This window comes from Pseudomonas sp. zjy_15 (assembly GCF_043101865.1).
In the GTDB taxonomy this organism is placed as follows: Bacteria; Pseudomonadota; Gammaproteobacteria; order Pseudomonadales; family Pseudomonadaceae; genus Aquipseudomonas; species Aquipseudomonas putida_Y.
In genome coordinates this window covers 1-19,029 of the sequence record NZ_JBICII010000078.1, presented here as the reverse complement: position 1 = coordinate 19,029, position 19,029 = coordinate 1, and the positions used below count along the sequence as shown (strand labels likewise).

The following is a 19,029-nucleotide window of genomic DNA, read 5'->3' as shown; positions in this document are numbered from 1 at the left end:
GGTATGCTGCTGTATGAGCGGCCTGTGTACAACGAAAAGTTACAACAAGATATTGATTTGGAAGGTGGGTGAGGGCTGAACGCCTTGTGGTTCAAGGGTTGCCGCTGGCGTCGGGGTTTGTGCTAGGCCAAGCGATGCTTCCCGCTTTTTTGGTGTCGTTGCGCGGGAATCGCTCCACCAGTATTTATCGGGTAGCGCGCCGAACTGGTCCAGCGACTGCATAGACAACAAGCCTTCACTGATGGTCCGAGAGTTGCGGTTTCCGCGTCTAATCACTTAATGACTTGCGTCAAACGAATCCAATGGCTATGGCGTTCCCGCGCAATCAGTCCGAGTTGGCACCTTGTAAAGGCACACCTACGAAGTTAGTTAACTGGTTGCCGGGTGTAAAAGTCTGCAGAGGCTGAGATGTGAAGAGATGGATTAAATTTGATGCCTCAATGACATCATGGGCTGAAATTCGGCGCTTAGTTCTCTGTTCTGCTAGCGTCGCCGCCAGTCAGATTGCTCTGAGACTGGTGCTTCCGCACTATGCTTCCAGCGGTAAAAACCTTAACATTCGCGCCTTCGTATACATTCGCTGTCGTCAGGGACGAAAATGAATCACCTCAGCATCGCCAAAGAAGCCCTTATCGCTCAAGCTCAAGCCGTTACTCAGTTGGCCGACCGCCTGGATGGCGAGTTCCAGAGCGCCGTTGAACTGATCCTTGGTTGCCAGGGGCGTACCGTGGTGTGCGGCATGGGTAAGTCTGGCCTGATCGGCCAGAAGATGGTCGCCACCTTCGCATCCACTGGCACCCCCAGCTTTTTCCTGCACCCGGCCGAAGCCTTCCATGGCGACCTGGGCATGCTCAAGCCAATCGATGTGCTGATCCTGATCAGCTACAGCGGCGAAACCGAAGAGCTGATCAAGCTGATTCCCAGCCTGAAGTCTTTCGGTAACAAGATCATCGCCATGACTGGCAACGGCAAATCTACGCTAGCCAAGCATGCAGACATCTGGCTCGACATTTCGGTCGAGCGTGAAGTTTGCCCGAACAATCTGGCCCCCACCACTTCGACGCTGGCGACTATGGCCATGGGTGATGCACTGGCAGTGGCGCTGATTGAGGCTATCCAGTTCAAACCAATGGACTTCGCTCGCTACCACCCCGGTGGCAGCCTGGGTCGCAAGCTGCTGACCCGTGTTTGTGACGTCATGCACTCGCCTGCGCCTGTTGTTTCTCCATCTACCAGCTTCCATGATTGCTTGCTGGTCATGACTCGTAGCCGCTTGGGCATGACGGTGGTGATGGATAACGACAAGCTGGTCGGTATCGTTACTGACGGCGACCTGCGTCGGGCGCTGCTGGAAGACGAGAGCGTTATTCAAGCCTCGGTTGAGCAGTTCATGACTGCCAGCCCACACACTATTCGCGAGGATTCTCAGCTTTCTGAAGCTGAGGCCTACATGCTGGACAACAAGATTCGGGCGTTGGCTGTGACTGACGCTGAAGGTGCTGTTGTGGGGGTTGTTGAAATTTTTGACTGATCGCTCCTAGACCTCGTAGGCGGTTTTGTGTGTCTTGGCAGCGTACGCTTCGGTGCGCTGCTTTGGCATTTCTCCTCCCCCCCCCCCGGAAATGCTGGCTTTTTCGGCCTACCTCCGCGCTCATTTCTCACTCCCTGCTTTTCCACCCTTGAATAATGATCTATATTCGACTGGCGTGAAGCGGTGGGTGCATTAAGGATGCTGAGATCCGCTTTCAATAATGCAGTTTTAAGTTGATCTGTATAGAGATGAGACATGATGAGCGCCGTTGAGTCACCAAATAACACGAATATCAAGCAGGCGGAATCTAAAGCTGATATTTTGAAATATGAAATTCAGCGGAATGGTGTTGAAGCTTTGGTGATGTCTGGGGCTAATCCCAAGCGAGCAGTCATTTCGTTTTCGAGCATGAATCCCGGTAAGTATGAGCGTTGGTCATGGTTTTTTGAGCGCCATGCGGAAGGGTGCGAAGATCTATATATAATTTTCAAGGACGACTCGCAGCATTATTATCTGGGGGATAGTACGTCCTCTATGTATATTAGGCATATTAAGTTTATTAACGAGCAGCTAGAGTCGCGCGGGCTTAAGGCGTCTGATGCATATATGGTTGGCTCTTCCATGGGTGGGTATGCTGCGCTTTATTTTGGGTTTGCGCTTGGTGTTGCAGGTGTGGTCTCCATAAATCCTCAAGTCGATTATGCAAGTACCCGTCGTCACTCCTTGCAAAACTGGGAGAGGCAAATTCGGGCGATTGGAGATACTTGGGTTGATTTAAATGACTTTGTTTATCGTTTTGAAGTTAAGCCAAAGATACACATTGAGCATGGCGATTATCCTGCAGATGTGGCGGCTGTTAACAAGCTCATTGGATCGCTTACGGATTTGAAGATTTGCTACAGTCGAGAGTTCACCGGCGGTGGGCATAGCGAGACAACTATTAATAAATACCGTCTATTCGATATTATTGATTTCTGGGCTAAAGGGCGTTCTATAAGCTAGGCCAATTCTGCTATTGGCCTCCCTTGAGAGCATGGGGAAAGTAAAATTACTCTCCCTCATGCGGCCTTATTACTGAGCCATCGTGCTCATTACCTTGGCATATCCTAGTGCCGTACTGAGAACACTTTCTTTATCTTGGGCGCATAGAATAGCGTCAGCAACCTCACGGAACGCCCCTGTTCCGCCGCTGGCTAGCAGCGTTTGAGTTGCTGCTGCTTTCACGTAAATAGGAGCGTCCGCTACAGCGAAAGAAATGCCGCAAGCTGAGAAGGCTGGTAGGTCAATACTGTCATCACCAATGCATGCTGTTTGCGCAGATGTAGCACCTGCTTCATCCATCAATTGCACGCAGGCACTGTGCTTATCTTTAACCCCAAATTGGCACAGACTGATACCTAAGTCAGACACGCGTTTGCGTAAGGTCGCTGAGTCACGACCCGACAGCACTGCAACTCGTACACCGTTCTCTTCTAGCATGCGCATTCCCAGTCCGTCACGCACATGGAAGCGTTTAATGCATTCTCCTGTAGCATCATAGTAGATGCCGCCATCAGTTAGAACACCATCAACGTCCGTGATGACTAGGCGGATATCTTTGAGAGTCGGCTTGATAGTGGGTTGTTGACCGGTGATGAGAGCTCTGACATGCTCTAAGCACTCTGGCGTATCTACCCCAGGTCCTGTCGGCTCGACTATATAGGCTCGAATGCAATATCCAGCAGCCATAAGACGAAGTTGCTCTAGCTTTTCAGCATGCTCCATCATTGGTTGGGGTAGTGTAGAATATTGCGCAACTACATCGCGCCTATACGCATAGACACCAACGTGCTTCAAATAAGAAGTCGCTTCTTTGTCTCGAGGGTAAGGGATTGGCGAGCGACTGAAATACAATGCGTTACCGTTAGTGGCAAGCACAACCTTCACGGTGTTAGGGTTTTTAGCTTCCTGTTCGTCGATCGGGTGACAAAGCGTTCCAACGCTCACTCCAGCGTCGGCAAGCATGCCTGCGGCTAGCGACTCAATATCAGTCGGACGTACTAGCGGCTCATCCCCCTGGAGATTAATGTAGATGTCTGCATCAATCTCACGCATAACTTCTGCTAGTCGATCAGTGCCAGAAGGGTGATTCGGTGAAGTCATAACGTATTTTCCGCCGAATGCGCGTACCGCTTCTGCAACACGTTCATCGTCGGTGGCGATGACTACATCATTTGCGTTAGAAACCTGAAGAGCACGCTCGTAAACGTGCTGCACCATTGGCTTTCCTGCAATGTCGGCCAGCGGTTTACCTGGCAAGCGTGTTGAGCCGAATCGGGCTGGGATAACGATCGCGACCCGTTGTTCAGAGCTTGGCATGTTCACAATCCTTGCTACCTAAGATCTGCTTACGAGATTTGCAGCGGTGGGAATGATTTAACCAGATCATCAAGTGCTTTAATTTGCATCAGGAATGGTTCCAGCTTATCTAGCGGCAGGGCGCTTGGTCCGTCACATTTGGCTTGGTCTGGGTTGGGATGTGCCTCAAGGAAAAGTCCCGCAAGACCGACGCCCATACCCGCACGTGCAAGATCTACTACTTGGTCGCGGCGACCACCCGATGCGGCACCAGACGGGTCGCGGTTCTGGAGTGCATGGGTGACGTCAAAAATGATTGGCAGATTGTCACAGGTGCGCTTCATCACACCGAACCCGAGCATGTCGACTACCAAGTTGTCGTAGCCCATGCACGAGCCACGATCGCAAAGAATTAACTGATCGTTGCCCGCTTCTTTGAACTTATGCACGATGTTCTGCATCTGTGACGGGCTCAAGAACTGAGGCTTCTTGATGTTCACCGGCTTCCCTGTCTTGGCCAAAGCGAGGACCAAGTCGGTCTGACGAGCCAAGAACGCTGGGAGCTGAAGGATATCTACAACTTCAGCAACAGGGGCAGCTTGATAAATCTCGTGAACGTCAGTAATGATAGGTACGCCGAACTCAGATTTTACCTTCTCGAAAATTCGCAGGCCTTCTTCCATGCCTGGTCCGCGATAGGAGTGGATGGAGGACCGGTTGGCTTTGTCAAAACTGGCTTTGAAAACATATGGAATGCCAAGCTTTTCTGTGACACGTACATATTCAGCGCAAGCAGTCAGGGCGAGGTCTTCGGACTCCAATACATTGATGCCTCCGAAGAGGACAAATGGGCTATCGTTAGAGCATTTGATATGTTGGGAAATCTGGATCATGTTTAGGGTTGCCCGTTAATCTAGGTGTTCGAAGGTCAAAAATGGAAGTGCCTGCTCTAATTCCGATGCGCTCATAGTGGTCATCAGAATATTGAAGTCTGGTGGCTCGATCGACGCTGGAGGAGTCTGGGTTTCAGTCAGAATTAGAGATGATTCTGATATTCTATAGTATCTGTAGCCATATGGCTTCAGTGAGGCATGAATAGTTTCAGTTAGAGATGTGGGTAGTAGCTCGCATATGATATCAGGCTTGGATGCTTCGATAATGTTCTGCGCGCTGCTAAGGATGAGGTGCTCAGCACCCTCCGCATCAATTTTCAGGAGCTCGATTCTGGGGATGTTTTGATCCTGCACAAATTTATCAAGGCTGGTTGCCCGGACAATCCGGCTTTCCACTGGTGAGCGATCAGTTACTTCTGAAACTGTAGTCGAGCCAGAAACGAGAATGTCTTCACCAGAGTAAATAAATAGCTCTACTTCTGGACTGCCATCCGTGATTGCTATATTGAAGCACTTGAGGTTGGATGCCCCGTTGGCACGCTTATTCGCTAGCAAGCGAGAGTAAACCCTGTCTAAAGCCTCTATAGCAAAAACTTTAGACTTAGGGTTGCTTTTTGCTGCAGCTAGGGAGTAGACGCCAGTGTAGGAGCCAATGTCGATGACATGTGACGACGACTTGGCGAGCGTTGTCCAAAGTCTAAGGCTTGTGGACTCGTACGCATTTTTCCCATGCCAAAAATAAGTGCGAGCAACGAAGTCATCATTGTTGCTGAACATGGAGAATAAGATGTCATCAATCTCAATGTCGACGAATCCAAAGTATGAAGTTTTCTCCATTAAAGATTCAAGTTGAGCCTGGTCGATTTTTGTATTGGCTTTAAGTTGGTATAGCCTTCTTAGCGCCAGCGCAGCTTCGTTCTTATTCTCCATGAACTTCATGCAGCTACCACCCGTTTCCCGAACAGTGAAGAGAATTCTTCGTAATCTAGATAGGGGCGCAAGAAGGACGCTTTGCTGCAGTTGACTATGCGTTTCCCCTCTTTGTTCATGATGGTGTTGGCGTTTGCAATATTCCAGATCTGAATGCTGGTGAAGCTATCTTCCAGTTGCGGGTTGCTTTCTTTGTAAAAGCGGGGTGACTCAGCCGAATACTTGAGGTCGCAGCCGAGTAGATAAATATCTTTGATCCCGAGATAGTACGCGAACTGAATGGCAAGCATAGTCGTTGTGCAGCCAAAGAAATAGCCGGCGCGAATATCTCTCGAGAAACCGTCTCTTTGGAGTGCTGGTACGTAGTAGCTCTTGTTCGGAAGTGCTCTGTCATCAACTTCACGAAGCTCTTCGCGAAGGATTCGAATCGTCTTGGGGTCGAGGTCGGTAGTGCCGAAATGGCTCTTCTCCGGGTGCGTTAAAAAACGCTTGTCCGAGAGCACGTAATAGTCAGTGGTGAAACCATGCTGCTCTTCCAGCATGGTGGAGGCATTCATGCCAATGGTCACTTCTCCTTTCAGAAGCGAAAGGTCTTCTGAAAGAATAGAGGGACCATTTGCCAAGATAAAGGCACGTTTGCCCTTCTCGCGATTCTTCAGGGACGAAATAGATTTAAAAATTTTCATAAGCGTTATCGAACACCCTAGCCATTTTTTCTGGGGTCAAGTAGGACTTGAAGTAGTCCAGGCTTGCTTCTTGAAGTTCAGCGGTCTTCTTCCAGTCATTCGCTAATTCATGAAGCGTCTCAGCGATCGACTCGCCTGTGGCATAGAGGAATGGAGGCTTGTTGCCGTCGGCGAATGTCGAAAATACTGCCTTACAGAAGTAGTCCGCCCTGTTAATTGTGACGTTGCCAGCGGCTAGACCCTCAACCGATACCTGGTGGAATCCGCCAGTGGCAATCTCATCAATAGAAACGTGGCACGTCTTTCGTACAGCCATCAAAACTTTTGGAGAAACAGGTTTGTCAGGTACCACCGCTTCGATCTTGCCGAGGCTAACAAGCGAGTTCATCGCTGTTTCAAGCTCTGCCACATACTTGTTGTTCCAGCGGCCTGGCCTTAAGTGAGTTGGGCTGAAGATAACTCGAAGCTTCTCACCTTTTTGCCTGATGCTCGCCATCGGCGTGTCGTGAATAATGTTTGGGACAAAAATATGGTTGTTATGGATCCTAGGTTGGAATTGTCCCACTACAAAATTGGCCAGGAATGGTAGGTTGATATCATTCTGGCGTGGCACATAAAGCGGCCCTTCTCTCAGGGGAGAATGGACTTGGTAAAAGTATTTTGCCGCTTGGTTGGCGTGAATCAGACGCTCAGCCCAAGCGGGGGGGAGATCATTGTGAATTTGAATAATGTCCGCTTCGCGAATAGCCGCATCAATCAACGGCTTGGTGAACTCGGTTTCAACAATGTAATCTTCAATAAATTTTTGAAAGAGTGGGCCGTTGTTGGGGTAGTCGTTCAACGCGATGGCGATGGAGTCATGACCAATCAGACGCTGGGCGAGAGCGACCTTCGCGGGTGCAGCCACCAGCGGAGTCTGAGAGATATGAACTATCTTATACTTCTTGGACATCAATCATCACTCCATCTTTCAAGCAGGCTTTAATGAGGTTGAGAGGCGAACCACCTTGTTCTACGGCCTCACATTGTGAGCGATACCTCATATAAACCGATTCCAGTAATGCAAAGCCAACGGTCGACTTTGCAAGATCTTCATAAATCTCGATCATATTGGTTGATCCAGTATGATCAACTGGGCGAATTTTCATTACGCCCTGGTAATAGCGATGATCAAAATTGAAAAATTCAGATCTATCGAATTCCGCTTCTTCGCTCATAAGGACTGGGAGTAGCATGTCTTTCTTACGAGGGAAGCCTTCCTGCAGTGCTCGTCGAATAGCTACCGGGATGTCGTCAATCGACTCGATAGTGATTAAACGGCTCAGGTTAGTGGCCTCTTCCTCTGGGAAGAGAGTTATAACAACATCCACTGCCTCAGGATCAACTACCAAGTCTTCCTCAGTTTTGATGAGAATGACTCTCTGGTCGGTTCCTGAGTATCTCAGGGCGTAGCACAGGTTGGCGGGGGCGTTTAGCACAATCAAAAAATTGATTTCTGCCAGGTGGCCTTTGTTTTTTGCATCAATTCTGTTGATGATGGAAAGCGGTGACTGATCTTTTGAGATGTCAAAGGCACCCAGCTGCATCCTCTCCGTACTCACATACTTGAAATCATCATATGTGTTCAGCTTATCGAGAATGGATAGAACCAGCTCGGGGTGGACATCGCTTTGGTGAAGAAAAGCTGTCCCATATCCCTTGGGTTTGGCGGGGCGTACTTTGAACTCAATACGACCTTCATCGCTAATTGAAGTGATGTAATTTTCCAAAATTGCCTTTTTTTGCTTCGGTTGGGCGTTGTCCACTATGGCTTTCACTGTAGGGGATTTCACTATGACGGTAACGGGAGCCGCAGGTTTCTCTGCGATTATTGGGTGATCTTTGAACTCAATCTTTAGGGTCGCCAATCGCTTCAATCGGCGCTCTTGAAGCTTTCTTCTAATGTATTTCGCCTCTGTTGAGTCGCGAAAAAAATCAATAGGATGCAGGAATAGCTTCTTTGTTTTTTTAACAAAGGGGGACTGTTTTTTCTTCATGATATTTTTTAGTTGGCTTTTGACCAGGGTTTTTAGATGTTTTTCAATGCGCTTTTCGGGCCTGGTGGTCAGAGAAACCTTCTTTCCCCCTTTGAGTGTCTCCGTGAGACCATTTCTGAACGCTAGGTTTATTTGAGCGGTAAGGCCAAAGTTCTCAATTGACTTCGGCAACTTGTAGGTTTTCGATATGCTTTCCGAAAACTTTTGAATGTCACCTGGCTTGACTGAGATAAGCTCTGCCAAGTTGGAAAAGTACTCGACCACCCCAAGGTGTTGCCAAAGTACTACGTGACACCCGCGTGTTAGCGCCTCGATCGCGACCATTGACGATGTTTCGAACAGGCTTGGAATGATTACAACGTTTGAGAGCGCGTAAATTTCATCCTTACCCATAGAGGTGCCATCTAAAAAAACCATATTGCTGGCTGCTGGAGCCTCATTGATTGGCGGACATACGATGGCGAACTTTAGGTCGGGAAGATTGCTAGCAAGTTGCTCCAGAGTTGAAGTTCCTTTGAGCTTTTGATAGCGCCCAACGAACGTAACGTCATATTTCCTTTGTGCTAACTGTGGGTTTGCATTAGAGGCGGCTGGATTTGGGAAAACGTTTGGAGTCTTCTTGAATCCAAATAGCTCTTTGCTGGCAATAAATGAAGCCCAAGAGGGAGAGCTCAAGAAATTCGATCGTTCAATTTCGATTTTCTCGAAATGGACTTCCTCTTTGCTAAACGGTAAGCCTTGTACAACTGCGCCCAAACTTCTAGAGCAATGAAGTCTGATGTGTAGCGGAATATTATTAGCAACAAAGCGCGTGCTGCTAAGGGATTCAGGTGCCTCGACACACAAGATGTTTGGAATTCGCTCTACTTCATCGCGCACACGAAGGCGAAAAGCCTCGAGAGTCTCTTCCAATCCCTTTTTGATGACCTTCACTGTCAATCCAAGGATTGCTAGCTGCTCGGATGCATAGCGGGTGTATGTGGTGACGCCACTGTCTTTTCGGTTGAACGGGTCAACTAGTATGTAGATTCCATTCATCGTGGGGTCCATGCATCCCTTCCTGGAGCGGGTCAGCAAACTTAAAAACCGGCAGCTGGGCTGCCGGAAGTATCATAAATTATTACTGGTATGCACCAACGGTGCGGCCAAGAATCATCGTCTGAACTATAGGCGAAATAACTTTTTGCCACTCATAAACTGCAGCGTTTGTTACGTAGATCGTATCGTCCGGCTTGATCATAACCTGGCGGGCATAGAAAATGGCGGCCGGATCGCGCATGTTCAACCTCAAGACAGTTGGCTTGCTTACACCGCTTGCCATGCGGAAGACGAAAACGCCCTCAGGGTTTGCATTGGCTTCTCGTAGACCACCAACACTTCCCAGTGCATCAAGCAAGCTTGTATGTTGGCTGGGCAAATCCTTCAGTCCAGGTTCAGTGACAGCTCCCATGGCTACGAAACGCTGACGAGCTCTGTCGAGCACTACTTCAGAATTTGGTCGCAAAACCATGTTGTTGCCAGAGAGCACGTCTTCGTAGTTGAACTGCTGCACTTGGCTTCCGGTACGCACAGTGACGTTAACCAGGTGTGGTTCGATCACGGGGCCGCCAGCTTGGTTGATAGCATCTAGCAAAGTCAACGGACCCTGCAGGGTGCTGAAACGTCCTGGGCTTTTTACTGCGCCTGCCACCAATACAGAGCCAGATAGGTCACCAACAAGTTCTACATGTGTCTGGACATCTGTAGTTATGCCTTTCAGTTGGCGGCGAATCATGTCTTCAACTTGGTTAAGTGTCATCCCTCCGACGAACTGCCGGCCTACATATGGCAAGGAGAGCATACCTTGAGTGTCAATCCGCGATTTCAACTGGGTTCCACCGCTCGCGAGAGGAGCAAACAGGGCGGATCCCTCCGGAGCCGTATCGGCAATCAATACGTTCAGAGTGTCTCCGGGCATTAGGCGTACCTCTGGTGAAACAGGTTTGCTCACTGTTGCCAGAGGAGGAGGCTCAACACCGCGCATATAAGGGGCAATCGTATTTGCATTAATGTCGACGAGATTGTACGCCTCATTCTTGCTTTCGATTTCACCTTTGTATGGGCCGGCCCCTGATATGGTACCGCCGCAACCGGCAAGACCAACGGTCGCCAAGGCCAGTGCCGCCAGTTTCAGGTTAAATATCTTGGACACAGGCTGAAATTTAATCACGATGATCCTCGATTGAAGCCAGGATGAAGCGGGTAATACCGTATAGCATCAATAGTCCGAGCAATATGGTTGCCAAGTTGTACAAGCGCTCGGGATACAGTGCCAGTTGAGGGGTGTTTGGGCTCACCACAGTGACGAGTGTCCGTATTTTTTTACTTGCTTCGATCCGGGCGTTGTCCAGCGCAGCTACTGCACTTTTGTATGTCTCTTCTGCAATCCCGGCGTCTAGCGTCAGTTGTTGAAAGCGAGATGCAACTACGTTCAACTGCGAGCCTTTCGGGGAAGAGACAAGCAGGCGCTTCTCTTTAGCTAGCTGCTGGGTAATCGCTTCTACTTTTTGCTTCTGCTGCCGCACCTGAGGAGCGTCACCACGAAGCTTGAAGGTCATTTCTGTGAGCACTGCTTGCTCTTTCGTGTACTGGCTCTCCAACTCAGCGATAATGGTTGCACGATTTTGGGCAGTGTTGCCTCCGTCGAGAACCTTGTTATCATTCTGGAAGTTAAGGAGTTGGGTTTTTCGTTTCGTGTAATTTAATCGAGCAGTTTCCAACTCGCCTTGTGCGAACTTCATTTGTTCGCGAGCAATGTTGTGGCTTACTTCGTTTACAAAGTGTTCGCTTGCCTGGAGAATAGTGCGCAACATTTTCTCCGAGAGCTCTGGGGTGAAGGCCTGAACTTCAACCCGGAGCAATCCAGTGGTTTCGTCATAGTGCGCAGATACTAAGCGTTGGTAGTACTTTAGCAGATCCTCGCGAGGAGCATCGTTGTCAAGCCAGAAAAATATATCGCTCTTCTGAGTTGCGTAGGCTTCAATCCATTGAACTTCTTGCTCTAGGAGTAACATCATGTCCATAGAGGTGATGTACTCGCGCAAATATAGAGTTTCTTCTCGCGAGGCGGGATTAGTGCCGGTAAGCAGGGTGGCTAAGCCAGGAACCTGAGCACCTTGGTTGTTGCCATCCTGGCGCACTACCACTTGGGCGGTGCTCACGTAGCGGTCTACAGCGAAAACGCTGTAATAAACGGCCGCTAGGACCATGGGCAGGACTACCATGGCGATCGCCAGTCCCCAGCCTTTCTTGTTGCCCGAACTGCTCATAGTTGGATGCATCCTTGATATGTAGCGGTGTTGCAAAGTTAAGGGTTGGTCAGCTGTTATAGGCTTGGATGCCTTCATCAATATCGTCGTAAACGTGGATTCCTCCGCCGCGAACCAATAGCACGATATCGCATAGTTTCTTGATTTCCGGCATAGAGTGCGAGACTAGGACGACGTTAGATTTTTTTAATCTATCTTCGAAAACTTCAGCGCATTTTCGTTTGAACTGTGCGTCACCAACCGACATAACTTCGTCGATCAAATAATAGTCAAAGTCGAAGGCCATGCTGAGCCCGAATGCCACTCTGGAGCGCATGCCGGATGAATACGTTTTGATTGGCTCGTCGATCCAGTCGCCGATCTCTGCGAATTCTTGTACAAAGCGGATTTTTTCACGCATTGACTCGCCCTCGGCGCCATAAATTCGACACACAAACTTTATATTGTCGCGACCGGTCATGCTGCCTTGAAATCCACCAGTCAGGCCGACTGGCCAAGAAATACTTCTGTCGGTCACAATACTTCCAGAGTCTGGTACATCAGCCCCGCCGAGCAGGCGCATTAATGTTGACTTGCCTGCCCCATTTCGGCCGATCAGGCCAATGTTTTTTCCTGGTGGAATGGCCAGCGAAAGATTACGAAATACGTATCTGCGCCCATTGGGTGTCAGGTAAGACTTGGTTACGTTTCTAAGCTCGAACACGTTTGACCCGTACTCAACCGTTCTTGGTGGAAATGAGGTGCATCCTGCGAGCGCGATAGGCGCCGAGCGACAGGAACATTAGTACTACAGTGACTGTGACAACATAAGCTTCGGAAACGCCGTCAACCGGGACGTAATTCGGCAGAACCTCGGCGCGAATAAGCTCCAGCAGGTGCAGAAAAGGGTTTAGTAAAAGTGCTGGCATCATCGCTGGTGGTAGGTAGGCCGGTGGAATTAACACGCCTGAGATGAAGTACAGCGGGAAAAATGCCATTCTGATAATAATTTTAATGCTTGGTAGTGCATGTGTGATCATCGCGAAAAACATGCCCAAGCCAAACGCGAAGAAGAGACCTAGGGCGAGTGTCGTTATCCACTCTAGAGGGCTGTGTACGGACATGTTAAAGCCGAACCATGCAAAGCCAAAAACCAGAATGGCGTAGACAGTTGCACTAATGCATGTTTCAACAATCACTCGCGCTACGTATGTGTCAAGCGGTTTGATTTGTTTGTATCCAAAGAGCGAACGATTTTCGCGCAGACTATCCATCAAGCGCAATGCTGTATTTCGGTAAAGCAAAAACGGAGCCATACCAACTAAAACGAATACAGGATACTCGACGTCCGCAACCGTGCGGGCGCGGAGCATTGCAAACAGGATGGAGAAGATAAGCAGGTGGCATACTGGTTCGAGCAGCAGCCATAAGGCTCCCAGGCGACTATCACCAACACGAGACCGTGCCTCGCGAAGCACGAGAGCGAAGATGACCGATTTCTGAATCTGCAGAGACGAACGAGCTTTCAAGATGGCGACCGCAAAGCAATGCAGCGCGCCTAGGCACGCCGGAATTCATCTTCAGGAAAGGCTCGCCCTGAGGCGATTTCAGACGGATCTTCCGGACACTTCCCTGTTCTAAGGGGCGGAAGAGTAAGCGCGAGAGGGCGTAAGCGTCAAGCAAGACGCTGCAAATGCAACCGAAAGTTCTAATCCTTTAGCCGCATTCGAGACAAATGGCTTAGAGTGATGGTGGCACATTGATATCGTCTTTGGAAGGGGGCCAGCAGATTTTTGTTACCGATATTGCTCACAGCTTACGCTGGATGGACAGTTTTAGAAGTGAATGGGTTCACACTATGCAGTGCAAAGCATGGCCGTGCGATGGTCAGTCGCTGACTGCAAAATTTTTGACTGAAATGCGCGCCCGACCTGCGGATTTTGCAGCGATGGTTGAGGGGCGGGGTGCCCTTCGGGAGTCGAAGGTAGCTTCAGAACGCATAATGCCAAGCGCAAGCAGAGCTGCGACACTGGCCGCGAACCCCATGTCTTAGCAGCAAAACCCTCAAAATTATGGCACTCTGCCAGACCTCGCTAGCCTTCTGGCTCGACTTGTACCCGTACCGTGGCATCTGCCCGGCACGCCTGCCTGACCGTGAAACGATGAACATCCCTAACTTCAAGAAGTTGTTTATGCCTGATATTTCAGCAGACGCAGCCAGCCTTATCCATGCCATAGCCTCTGCCACTGCGGTAATCGCTGCGCTGATCGCCGCCAGTGCGATGATCATTGCCCATATGACCTCGGATGTAAAAAACCAGCATGCCGACGTGCCCGTTTCGCGGGGGGCGCAAGGGGTTACTGTCGTCCACGAGTCGGACGTGCAGGCCAGGCTGGAGATCGAGCAACTCATTGAGCAGAACGACGCGCTCAGGGCCGAACTGGAGCGCGAGAGGGCCGAGCGGTTGAAGCTGGAAGCCAGCCTCAAGCCCAGAACGCTGACGCCGCAGGCGCATGACGCATTCAAGGCATTGGCGGGCGAGCTGAAGGCTAAGACGCTGGCGCCGGTGGTGTTGCTGAATATTCACAAAGACGACAAGGAGGCTGTGCGCTTTGCCAAGGAAATTGCCGTTGCGCTGACCAAGGCGGGTGTGCAGGTTCAGATCAAGCAGTTGCCCCTGCAGAAGCACAATACCGGTACCCAGGTGGTCGTTTATGGCGGGGTCGGCAGTGACGAGCTTGAGCAGGCGTTCAAGGCCGCTGATTTTGCTTCGGATATCAAACGCTCGGGGCAGAGCCCGCGGGTGAAGGTGGATGATGGGGATGCGATTGCCATTTCGGCGTTTATCAGTGTTTATCCGCGCACGTTGATTTGAGGGGCGGGGCTGGAAGGGGGCTCTGATTCTTTGCGGGATTGTTGGGGATGGCACCGGCTGTGCCGGTGTTCGCGGGCACGCCCGCTCCCACAGTGTGGGCTTGTTCAGCTCAGTGGCCTGCCCTCGGCAGGTCTTGCCTGATATTGCCCATTCCATCTGACTGCAAGCGAGGCATAGCCTCGCCTGGTCTCGCGTCATACCCTTCAGGGATGCCTGTTCTTCGCAATCTCGATGTCGTTCATCAGGGCTTTTGCGGTGGCCAGCAGGTAATCCGCTGCGCCCAGCATCTTGTGGTCGTCTTCCATATCGCCTTCGCGTACCAAGTGCTTGCAATAGCCCAGCAGGACCGAGACGTGTTCATAGGCGTCATCGATGGGGACGCCGGGATGGACGCGGAGCAGGTTCAGGGTGGGGTTGCCGGCTTCGAGGAAGGTTTCGATGCCTGCGGTGAGGAGGGGGGATTGGTTGTGGTTTCTCATGGTAGTTGCTCCTTATAGGTGGAACTGCCACGCAGATCTTTCTCACGGACCAGGGCGGCAGTCGTACACGGGGTGAGAAACCGAGGGAGCTACAAAGCTCGGCCAGACCGAAGTCTGCCCGCGTACGACTGCCATGACAGGCAAGCCAGGTAACTCGCATCAGGTTCTCACACCCGGTCACCAACATGGCGACCCGGTGACGTTATCCCTGAGGCATTTCCCCGACAATTCAGCTGCTTCTGACTGGTGCGTAGGATAGTTCGCTTGGTTGTCCGAGCTGAAGGGGTGGGGCAGGGTTTCAGGAAAGTCTGACGTGCGGAATGTGCATCCCAAGGCAAATCTCTTCGCCGTGATTGTTGACCGTTGTTGGGGTGGGTTTACACGCGGAAGGGGGGCTGCTGGCCAGTTTTTACTGGGTGTTCAGCGGTGCTGCGGCTACCGTATTCGCGGGTGAACCCGCTCCTACGCCGAGCGGGGGTGGGTTCAGGTCGGGGTGGGGCTGCTGGCCAGTTTTTACTGGGGGGCAGCGGGGCTGCGGCTATCGTATTCGCGGGTGAACCCGCTCCTACGCCGAGCGGGGATGGGTTCAGGGCGGGGTGGGGCTGCTGGCCAGTTTTTACTGGGGGGCAGCGGTGCTGCGGCTATCGTATTCGCGGGTGAACCCGCTCCTACATTGAGCGGTGGGGGCTGTTCCAGGTGGCCAGGGCTTCGCGTATGCGCGCGCAGGCTTTGCCATCGCCATAGGGGTTATGGGCGAAGCTCATTTCGCGATACGCCGCCTCATCGGTCAGCAAGGTACTCAACGCCCGCACAATCGATGCCACCTCGGTGCCCACCAGCTTCACCGTACCTGCCGCTACGGCTTCTGGCCGCTCGGTTGTGTCGCGCATCACCAGAACTGGTTTGCCCAAGGCCGGTGCTTCCTCCTGAATGCCACCCGAGTCGGTCAGAATCACGTGGGCGCGGGTCATCAGGTACACGAACGGCAGGTAATCCAGCGGTTCGACAAGGTGGATGTTGCTCACATCCGCCAACAGCCGGTTGACCGGCTCGCGCACGTTGGGGTTGAGGTGCACCGGGTATACCACGTTCAACTCGGGGAATTGCCGCGCAGTCTGCACCAGGGCCTGGCAGATGCGCTCGAAGCCGCCACCAAAGTTCTCGCGCCGGTGGCCGGTGACCAGCAACAGCCGGCGTTCGGCTTCCAGGTAGCTGAACTGGCTGGCGAAACGGGCATTCAGCGCGGGGCTTTGCAGCTTTTGCTCCACCTCCAGCAAGGCGTCGATCACGGTATTGCCGGTGGTGAAAATGTGCGCCGGGTCGGTGCCTTCGCGCAACAGGTTGTCGCGCGAGGTGGGGGTGGGCGCAAAGTGCAGTGCGGCAAGGGCCCCGGTCAGGCGCCGGTTGCCTTCTTCGGGCCAGGGTGAATACAGGTTGTTGGTGCGCAGGCCGGCCTCTACATGGGCAATGGGGATTTGCTGGTAGTAAGCCGCCAGGCTGGTGGCAAAGGTGGTGGCGGTGTCGCCATGCACCAGCACCACGTCGGGCTTGAACGCGGCCAGCACCGGTCGGATGCCTTGCAAGATGGCGGTGGTCACACCGGTCAGGTCCTGGCCGGCTTTCATGATGTTCAAGTCGTAATCGGGGCTGATGCCGAACAGCTCCAGCACCTGGTCGAGCATTTGCCGGTGCTGGCCGGTGACGCACACGCGGGCTTCGAAGCGGCTGTCCTGCGCCAGTTGCAGGGCTAGCGGGGCCATCTTGATGGCTTCTGGGCGGGTACCAAAAACAGTCAGGGTCTTGAGGGGCACGGCAGTGATCCTCTTGCTCGGGTCCTTGAAGCAGGCCGGTGTCCATTGCTCAAGAAATCTAGCAGGCGGGCAATGGCGTGCCAGTTTGCCAGGGGGATGCTTGCCGACTGGGGGAGGGCGGTTTACCGGGCGAGCCTTGTTCGGCGGGCGTTGTAGGACAATGGCCTGGCATGGGTGGGCAGCGGCTATCGGACAAACGGGGATTTGGCTACAGGCACAGGACTAGGGCCTAGTGCATTCAGGGCCGGGGCGAGCGGGGCGTAAACGGCCACGGTTGCTGGGTGGGCGAGGTTGAGCGTTTTGCTGACCGATTCGGTAACCATTCGCCGGGGGGGTTGGGTATTGTGCGGCCGGGTTACCCGCTAGGGTTGGTTGCGCAGCCGAAGGAAAGCGGTTGCTGGAAAATGACCAACCCAAGGAGTGTTGACCATGCGCAATAACGTTCTGTCGTACCTGCTGCTGCCGCTGTTCGCCAGTATGTCGTTCTCCCTGAGCGCCGCCCCGGCCAGCACCATGGCTGTGCCCGAACCGGTGCCGGTGGTGGCCCAGGCCCAGGCCCAGCAGGCGCCAAGGCTGGACTTGAACACGGCGGATGCACTCACCCTGCAAAAGGAGCTGAACGGCATTGGCAAGGCCAAGGCGGAGGCTATCGTGGCCTACCGCGAGGCCAATGGGCCGTTTGCTTCAGTGGATGAGCTGCTGGAGATAAAGGGAATAGGCAATGCGTTGCTGGAGCGCAACCGGGACAAGGTGATGGTGGAGTAAGCGGGCAGGGGCCGGGGTGATGCCCTGGCCCGGCCTTTAGCGGTCCTGTGCGTCCTTGGCATCCGCTTCGGCATTACGCTCATGTACCTTGCGCAGTTGCTCTTCGGTAAGCGGCAGTTTCTTGGCCGTGTCGCGCAGCAACATCAACCCGCCGACAATCGAGCCGAGGGCTATGATGAGTATCAGCCAGGCATACCAGGGCATTGTCGTTCTCCTTAGATCGGGCCGTGGGCAACGGTTACATGAATTTTGAGCAATTGCCCGTTCCGTTGGTTCAATTATAGGTGCCAGGCCTTGCTGGGCCAATTCCGTGACCTGCGGGCCCCAAAGCCTGCGTCACTTCGTTTACAATGCGCGCCGTTTTCGACTTGCCAAGAGACCCTGCCCATGTCCGCCTGCCAGACGCCCCTGATCGTCGCCCTGGATTTCCCTACCCGTGAGGCCGCCCTGAAGCTGGCTGACCAGCTTGACCCTGCGCTGTGCCGGGTGAAGGTTGGCAAGGAGCTGTTCACCAGCAGCGCTTCGGGCATTGTCGAAACCCTGTGTGACAAGGGCTTTGAAGTGTTCCTGGACCTCAAGTTCCACGACATTCCCAACACCACCGCCATGGCGGTAAAGGCCGCCGCCGAGATGGGCGTGTGGATGGTCAACGTGCATTGCTCCGGTGGCCTGCGCATGATGGCCGCCTGCCGTGAAGAACTGGCCAAGCGCAGCGGCCCGCAGCCGTTGCTGATTGGCGTGACCGTGCTGACCAGCATGGAGCGTGAAGACCTGGCCGGCATTGGCCTGGATGTCGACCCCCAAGAGCAGGTGCTGCGGTTGGCGGCGCTGGCGGAAAAAGCGGGTATGGACGGTTTGGTGTGCTCGGCGCTCGAGGCCCCGGCACTGAAGGCGGCGCACCCGTCGCTGCAACTGGTGACCCCGGGCATTCGCCCGGCGGGCAGCGCGCAGGATGACCAGCGCCGTATCCTCACCCCGCGTCAGGCACTGGATGCCGGTTCGGATTACCTGGTGATCGGCCGGCCGATCAGCCAGGCCGCAGACCCTGCGCAAGCGTTGGCAGCGGTCGTGGCGGAGATCCGTGGGTAATTAACCTGCGGCTGTCCAGCAAGGGCCTGTGCCGAACCCCTGATTTGGCTGCACCCCCCATCCGTGTGTAGGAGCGGGTTTACCCGCGAATACGGTGGCGGCGGCAACGGTGAACGGCCGGTGGAAATTGGCCGGCAGGCCCGGCCACCGATGTGTGTTACCGCGAATACGGGGGCGGCACCGCTGGACGGCTGGTGGAAATTGGTCGGCAGGCCTGGCCCTTTCGCGGGTGAACCCGCTCCTACGACGGGCTGTGCCGGGCCACCGATGTGTGTTACCGCGAATACGGGGGCGGCAACGGTGGACGGC

General features: G+C 53.0%; 18 protein-coding genes. 5 read left to right on the top strand and 13 right to left on the bottom strand.

Annotation, left to right across the window (positions count from 1 at the left end):
• The first annotated feature begins 598 nt into the window (after positions 1 to 598).
• Entirely contained in the window at positions 599 to 1,531 is a 933-nt protein-coding gene (locus tag ACF8EF_RS14540) for an SIS domain-containing protein (RefSeq protein ID WP_098089219.1), read from the top strand.
• Positions 1,532 to 1,786: 255 nt separating this feature from the next.
• Positions 1,787 to 2,533, top strand: a complete 747-nt coding sequence (locus tag ACF8EF_RS14535) for a YqiA/YcfP family alpha/beta fold hydrolase (RefSeq protein WP_392460475.1) — start codon at positions 1,787 to 1,789, stop codon at positions 2,531 to 2,533.
• A 69-nt stretch (positions 2,534 to 2,602) separates the two neighbouring features.
• Here the strand turns inward: ACF8EF_RS14535 and kdsB are convergent, their stop codons facing one another.
• The 10 genes from kdsB to ACF8EF_RS14485 all read right to left on the bottom strand — a co-directional run bounded on the left by kdsB (position 2,603) and on the right by ACF8EF_RS14485 (position 13,229).
• Complete coding sequence (kdsB, locus tag ACF8EF_RS14530; protein ID WP_392460474.1) at positions 2,603 to 3,889, bottom strand: 3-deoxy-manno-octulosonate cytidylyltransferase; 1,287 nt, start codon at positions 3,887 to 3,889, stop codon at positions 2,603 to 2,605.
• A 29-nt stretch (positions 3,890 to 3,918) separates the two neighbouring features.
• Positions 3,919 to 4,761: a 3-deoxy-8-phosphooctulonate synthase gene (kdsA, locus tag ACF8EF_RS14525; RefSeq protein WP_070384202.1), complete on the bottom strand. Its 843-nt coding sequence runs from the start codon at positions 4,759 to 4,761 to the stop codon at positions 3,919 to 3,921.
• A gap of 15 nt (positions 4,762 to 4,776) precedes the next feature.
• Positions 4,777 to 5,700, bottom strand: a complete 924-nt coding sequence (locus ACF8EF_RS14520) for an FkbM family methyltransferase (protein WP_392460473.1) — start codon at positions 5,698 to 5,700, stop codon at positions 4,777 to 4,779.
• Positions 5,697 to 6,377: a 6-hydroxymethylpterin diphosphokinase MptE-like protein gene (locus ACF8EF_RS14515; protein ID WP_070384200.1), complete on the bottom strand. Its 681-nt coding sequence runs from the start codon at positions 6,375 to 6,377 to the stop codon at positions 5,697 to 5,699. Before ACF8EF_RS14515 ends, ACF8EF_RS14520 begins: the two co-directional genes overlap by 4 nt.
• Positions 6,364 to 7,329, bottom strand: a complete 966-nt coding sequence (locus ACF8EF_RS14510; RefSeq protein ID WP_392460472.1) for a hypothetical protein — start codon at positions 7,327 to 7,329, stop codon at positions 6,364 to 6,366. The genes ACF8EF_RS14515 and ACF8EF_RS14510 overlap by 14 nt, the downstream gene beginning before the upstream one ends.
• Positions 7,313 to 9,463: a glycosyltransferase gene (locus ACF8EF_RS14505; protein ID WP_392460471.1), complete on the bottom strand. Its 2,151-nt coding sequence runs from the start codon at positions 9,461 to 9,463 to the stop codon at positions 7,313 to 7,315. The genes ACF8EF_RS14510 and ACF8EF_RS14505 overlap by 17 nt, the downstream gene beginning before the upstream one ends.
• 70 nt (positions 9,464 to 9,533) lie before the next feature.
• Positions 9,534 to 10,622, bottom strand: coding sequence for a polysaccharide biosynthesis/export family protein (locus ACF8EF_RS14500; RefSeq protein WP_392460470.1), 1,089 nt, complete (start codon positions 10,620 to 10,622; stop codon positions 9,534 to 9,536).
• On the bottom strand, positions 10,615 to 11,721 hold the full coding sequence (locus ACF8EF_RS14495) for an ABC transporter permease (protein ID WP_392460469.1): 1,107 nt from the start codon (positions 11,719 to 11,721) through the stop codon (positions 10,615 to 10,617). Before ACF8EF_RS14495 ends, ACF8EF_RS14500 begins: the two co-directional genes overlap by 8 nt.
• 49 nt (positions 11,722 to 11,770) lie before the next feature.
• Positions 11,771 to 12,424 (bottom strand): ABC transporter ATP-binding protein, encoded by a 654-nt coding sequence (locus ACF8EF_RS14490; RefSeq protein WP_392460468.1) that lies wholly within the window; start codon positions 12,422 to 12,424, stop codon positions 11,771 to 11,773.
• A 13-nt stretch (positions 12,425 to 12,437) separates the two neighbouring features.
• On the bottom strand, positions 12,438 to 13,229 hold the full coding sequence (locus ACF8EF_RS14485; protein WP_076403582.1) for an ABC transporter permease: 792 nt from the start codon (positions 13,227 to 13,229) through the stop codon (positions 12,438 to 12,440).
• Between the two features lie 543 nt (positions 13,230 to 13,772).
• On the opposite strand from ACF8EF_RS14485, the gene ACF8EF_RS14480 reads away from it, so the two are divergent.
• Positions 13,773 to 14,576 carry a hypothetical protein gene (locus ACF8EF_RS14480; protein WP_392460466.1) on the top strand — a complete coding sequence of 268 codons (804 nt, stop codon included), beginning with the start codon at positions 13,773 to 13,775 and terminating at the stop codon, positions 14,574 to 14,576.
• A gap of 203 nt (positions 14,577 to 14,779) precedes the next feature.
• Here ACF8EF_RS14480 and ACF8EF_RS14475 read toward each other — a convergent pair whose 3' ends face one another.
• Both ACF8EF_RS14475 and wecB read right to left on the bottom strand, forming a co-directional pair.
• Positions 14,780 to 15,055 (bottom strand): DUF3077 domain-containing protein, encoded by a 276-nt coding sequence (locus tag ACF8EF_RS14475; RefSeq protein WP_392460465.1) that lies wholly within the window; start codon positions 15,053 to 15,055, stop codon positions 14,780 to 14,782.
• A gap of 668 nt (positions 15,056 to 15,723) precedes the next feature.
• Positions 15,724 to 16,866, bottom strand: coding sequence for a non-hydrolyzing UDP-N-acetylglucosamine 2-epimerase (gene wecB, locus ACF8EF_RS14470; protein ID WP_392460464.1), 1,143 nt, complete (start codon positions 16,864 to 16,866; stop codon positions 15,724 to 15,726).
• 429 nt (positions 16,867 to 17,295) lie between these two features.
• Here wecB and ACF8EF_RS14465 point away from each other — a divergent pair, with 429 nt between their 5' ends.
• Positions 17,296 to 17,631, top strand: a complete 336-nt coding sequence (locus ACF8EF_RS14465; RefSeq protein ID WP_176685812.1) for a helix-hairpin-helix domain-containing protein — start codon at positions 17,296 to 17,298, stop codon at positions 17,629 to 17,631.
• A gap of 36 nt (positions 17,632 to 17,667) precedes the next feature.
• Here ACF8EF_RS14465 and ACF8EF_RS14460 read toward each other — a convergent pair whose 3' ends face one another.
• Positions 17,668 to 17,835, bottom strand: coding sequence for a DUF2897 family protein (locus ACF8EF_RS14460; RefSeq protein ID WP_010952850.1), 168 nt, complete (start codon positions 17,833 to 17,835; stop codon positions 17,668 to 17,670).
• Between the two features lie 183 nt (positions 17,836 to 18,018).
• Here ACF8EF_RS14460 and pyrF point away from each other — a divergent pair, with 183 nt between their 5' ends.
• Complete coding sequence (pyrF, locus tag ACF8EF_RS14455) at positions 18,019 to 18,720, top strand: orotidine-5'-phosphate decarboxylase (RefSeq protein WP_010952851.1); 702 nt, start codon at positions 18,019 to 18,021, stop codon at positions 18,718 to 18,720.
• Positions 18,721 to 19,029: the final 309 nt, after the last annotated feature.

Excerpts from the sequence above, each read along its gene's own strand:
- ACF8EF_RS14535 (WP_392460475.1), top strand. The coding sequence starts at position 1,787 with ATGATGAGCGCCGTTGAGTCACCAAATAACACGAATATCAAGCAGGCG.
- ACF8EF_RS14510 (WP_392460472.1), bottom strand. The coding sequence starts at position 7,329 with ATGTCCAAGAAGTATAAGATAGTTCATATCTCTCAGACTCCGCTGGTG.
- ACF8EF_RS14505 (WP_392460471.1), bottom strand. The coding sequence starts at position 9,463 with ATGGACCCCACGATGAATGGAATCTACATACTAGTTGACCCGTTCAAC.
- ACF8EF_RS14540 (WP_098089219.1), top strand. The coding sequence starts at position 599 with ATGAATCACCTCAGCATCGCCAAAGAAGCCCTTATCGCTCAAGCTCAA.
- ACF8EF_RS14520 (WP_392460473.1), bottom strand. The coding sequence starts at position 5,700 with ATGAAGTTCATGGAGAATAAGAACGAAGCTGCGCTGGCGCTAAGAAGG.
- pyrF (WP_010952851.1), top strand. The coding sequence starts at position 18,019 with ATGTCCGCCTGCCAGACGCCCCTGATCGTCGCCCTGGATTTCCCTACC.
- ACF8EF_RS14480 (WP_392460466.1), top strand. The coding sequence starts at position 13,773 with ATGGCACTCTGCCAGACCTCGCTAGCCTTCTGGCTCGACTTGTACCCG.
- ACF8EF_RS14515 (WP_070384200.1), bottom strand. The coding sequence starts at position 6,377 with ATGAAAATTTTTAAATCTATTTCGTCCCTGAAGAATCGCGAGAAGGGC.
- ACF8EF_RS14475 (WP_392460465.1), bottom strand. The coding sequence starts at position 15,055 with ATGAGAAACCACAACCAATCCCCCCTCCTCACCGCAGGCATCGAAACC.
- kdsA (WP_070384202.1), bottom strand. The coding sequence starts at position 4,761 with ATGATCCAGATTTCCCAACATATCAAATGCTCTAACGATAGCCCATTT.
- ACF8EF_RS14495 (WP_392460469.1), bottom strand. The coding sequence starts at position 11,721 with ATGAGCAGTTCGGGCAACAAGAAAGGCTGGGGACTGGCGATCGCCATG.
- kdsB (WP_392460474.1), bottom strand. The coding sequence starts at position 3,889 with ATGCCAAGCTCTGAACAACGGGTCGCGATCGTTATCCCAGCCCGATTC.
- ACF8EF_RS14460 (WP_010952850.1), bottom strand. The coding sequence starts at position 17,835 with ATGCCCTGGTATGCCTGGCTGATACTCATCATAGCCCTCGGCTCGATT.
- ACF8EF_RS14465 (WP_176685812.1), top strand. The coding sequence starts at position 17,296 with ATGCGCAATAACGTTCTGTCGTACCTGCTGCTGCCGCTGTTCGCCAGT.